Origin of the sequence: Streptomyces durbertensis, from assembly GCF_014156695.1 — a bacterium.
Taxonomy (GTDB): domain Bacteria; phylum Actinomycetota; class Actinomycetes; order Streptomycetales; family Streptomycetaceae; genus Streptomyces; species Streptomyces durbertensis.
Window position 1 is genome coordinate 1 of record NZ_WMLF01000565.1, and the last position, 2,934, is coordinate 2,934.

Annotated in this window: 3 protein-coding genes; all 3 read right to left on the minus strand. The window is 71.6% G+C overall.

Translation table 11 applies throughout. From position 1 onward, the window contains the following. Positions 1-13: 13 nt before the first annotated feature. A complete protein-coding gene (locus GL263_RS24400; RefSeq protein ID WP_182857905.1) occupies positions 14-379 on the minus strand; it encodes a hypothetical protein in 366 nt (121 codons plus the stop codon). 25 nt (positions 380-404) lie between these two features. After that, positions 405-2,330: a TIGR03960 family B12-binding radical SAM protein gene (locus tag GL263_RS24405; protein WP_182857906.1), complete on the minus strand. Its 1,926-nt coding sequence runs from the start codon at positions 2,328-2,330 to the stop codon at positions 405-407. Positions 2,331-2,520: 190 nt separating this feature from the next. Continuing rightward, a partial coding sequence (locus GL263_RS24410; RefSeq protein WP_182857907.1) for a CHAD domain-containing protein occupies positions 2,521-2,934 on the minus strand: 414 nt, incomplete at its 5' end.

Here is a 2,934-nt window from a genome sequence, read left to right on the forward strand (position 1 = left end):
GCCCCAGGGCCGTTCAGCCCCCTCGCTCGCCGAACACCCGGCCCACCCACGCGTCGAGGCGGACGCCGAACTCCGCCGCCGATCTGATCCCCGAGGCAGGAAGCACCCCGGCATCGTCGCCGCCGGCGAAGTAGTCGACATCGGCCCAGCCGCCCCGGAAGAGCACAACCGACAGCAGAGTCCCGGCCGGGCCGGAGACGAGGAGCCCCAACGAGTCGGGGTGGCTCACCCGCGCCCTGTCGGTCTCCAGAGTCTGCGGCCACGGCGCTGCTTCGTCACGCCACGTCGGCTCGGCCACCAGAAGGCCGGCGGCTCGCCAGCCGGGTCTTCTGGCGGCCACCTCCGCCGCCGCCTCGTCGAGATCCACGGTTCTCCGCACGGGCCGAAACGTCCGCGTCGCGCGGCTACTTCTTGACCGTGAGCGGGAGCAGCTTCTTGCCGGTCGGGCCGATCTGGATGTGGGTGTCCATCTGAGGGCAGACGCCGCAGTCGAAGCAGGGGGTCCAGCGGCAGTCCTCGACCTCCGTCTCGTCGAGGGCGTCCTGCCAGTCCTCCCAGAGCCAGTCCTTGTCGAGGCCGGAGTCGAGGTGGTCCCAGGGCAGGACCTCCTCGTAGGTGCGCTCGCGGGTGGTGTACCAGTCGACGTCGACGCCGTGGGCGGGCAGGGCGCGGGCGGCGCACTCCATCCACAGGTCGTAGCTGAAGTACTCGCGCCAGCCGTCGAAGCGGCCGCCGGCCTCGTACACGGCGCGGATGACGTCGCCCACCCGGCGGTCGCCGCGGGAGAGCAGGCCCTCCACGATGCCCGGCTTGCCGTCGTGGTAGCGGAAGCCGATGGAGCGGCCGTACTTCTTGTCGCCGCGGATGCGCTCCCGCAGCTTCTCCAGACGGGCGTCGGTCTCCTCGGCGGACAGCTGCGGCGCCCACTGGAAGGGCGTGTGCGGCTTGGGGACGAAGCCGCCGATGGAGACCGTGCAGCGGATGTCGTTGGAGCGGGAGACCTCGCGGCCCTTGGCGATGACCTTGGTCGCCATGTCCGCGATCTGGAGCACGTCGTCGTCGGTCTCGGTGGGCAGACCGCACATGAAGTAGAGCTTCACCTGGCGCCAGCCGTTGCCGTAGGCGGTGGCGACGGTGCGGATCAGGTCCTCCTCCGAGACCATCTTGTTGATGACCTTGCGGATGCGCTCGCTGCCGCCCTCGGGGGCGAAGGTGAGGCCGGAGCGCCGGCCGTTGCGGGTCAGCTCGTTGGCCAGGTCGATGTTGAACGCGTCGACCCGGGTGGACGGCAGGGAGAGGCCGATCTTGTCCTCTTCGTAGCGGTCGGCGAGGCCCTTGGCGACGTCGGCGATCTCGCTGTGGTCCGCGGAGGACAGCGAGAGCAGGCCGACCTCCTCGAAGCCGGTGCTCTTCAGGCCCTTCTCGACCATGTCGCCGATGCCGGTGATGGACCGCTCCCTCACCGGGCGGGTGATCATGCCGGCCTGGCAGAAACGGCAGCCCCGGGTACAGCCGCGGAAGATCTCCACGGACATCCGCTCGTGCACGGTCTCGGCGAGCGGGACCAGCGGCTGCTTGGGGTACGGCCACTCGTCGAGGTCCATCACGGTGTGCTTGGACACCCGCCACGGCACGCCGGACCGGTTCGGCACGACGCGGGCGATGCGGCCGTCCGGCAGGTACTCGACGTCGTAGAAGCGGGGCACGTAGACGCCGCCGGTCCTGGCGAGCCGCAGCAGCAGCTCCTCCCGGCCGCCGGGGCGGCCCTCGGCCTTCCAGGCGCGGACGATCCCGGTCATCTCCAGGACGGCCTGCTCGCCGTCGCCGATGACCGCGCAGTCGACGAAGTCCGCGATCGGCTCGGGGTTGAACGCGGCGTGGCCGCCGGCGACGACCACCGGGTGGTCCTCGGTGCGGTCGGCCGCGTCCAGCGGGATGCCGGCGAGGTCGAGCGCGGTGAGCAGGTTGGTGTAGCCGAGTTCGGTGGAGAAGGAGACGCCGAACAGGTCGAACGCGCCGACCGGGCGGTGCGCGTCGACGGTGAACTGCGGCACGTCCTGCTCGCGCATCAGCTTCTCGAGGTCCGGCCAGACGCTGTAGGTCCGCTCGGCCAGGACGCCCTCGCGCTCGTTGAGCACCTCGTAGAGGATCATGACGCCCTGGTTGGGCAGACCGACCTCGTAGGCGTCCGGGTACATCAGCGCCCAGCGGACATCGCAGGCGTCCCATTCCTTGACGGTGGAGTTCAGCTCGCCGCCGACGTACTGGATCGGCTTCTGGACATGCGGGAGGAGGGCTTCCAGCCGGGGGAAGACCGACTCGACGGGCATGGGATGTGTCCTTGGATGCGGGGGCGTGACGGCCTCGCGCCGCGGCGCGCGGGATTCTGCGTACACAGGTGACCATCCAGACTAACCCGTTCGGCGGCGGCGGTCGGCCACTCCCGGCGGCGGGCCCGCCAGACGCGCGACCGGGCGGTCAGGCGCGCGGTGGGCCGGTCAGGTCAGGAGCGGGGGCCGGTCAGGTCAGTGGGCGGTGGGCGCGCAGGTCGCGCCAGGCTTCCGGAAGTGCGGCGAGGGTGTCGGCGGCGGCCCGCTCCTCCCGTGCGTACAGCACGCCGTAGGCGAAGGACGGCTCGCCCGCGGCGTCCGCCTCGGCGGCCAGTTCCCGCAGCGCGGCGCGGGTGACGACGGCGTCCTGGTGGGCACCGAGCAGGTCCTGGAGCCGGCGGACACGGCGGGCGTACCGCTTGGCCGCCTTGCCGTGCGCGGGCCGTGCGGTCTCGGCGGCGTAGCGCAGCCGTTTTGCGGCCTTGCGCGCGGCGTGCGCGGCGGCGTCCCGTTCGGGCCCCTCGGGGCTTTGCCGCGCCCGGTCCATCCGCTTGGCCAGTCGTTTGAAGTCCCTGGTCACGGCCTTGCGGAGTGGTCTGCGCGG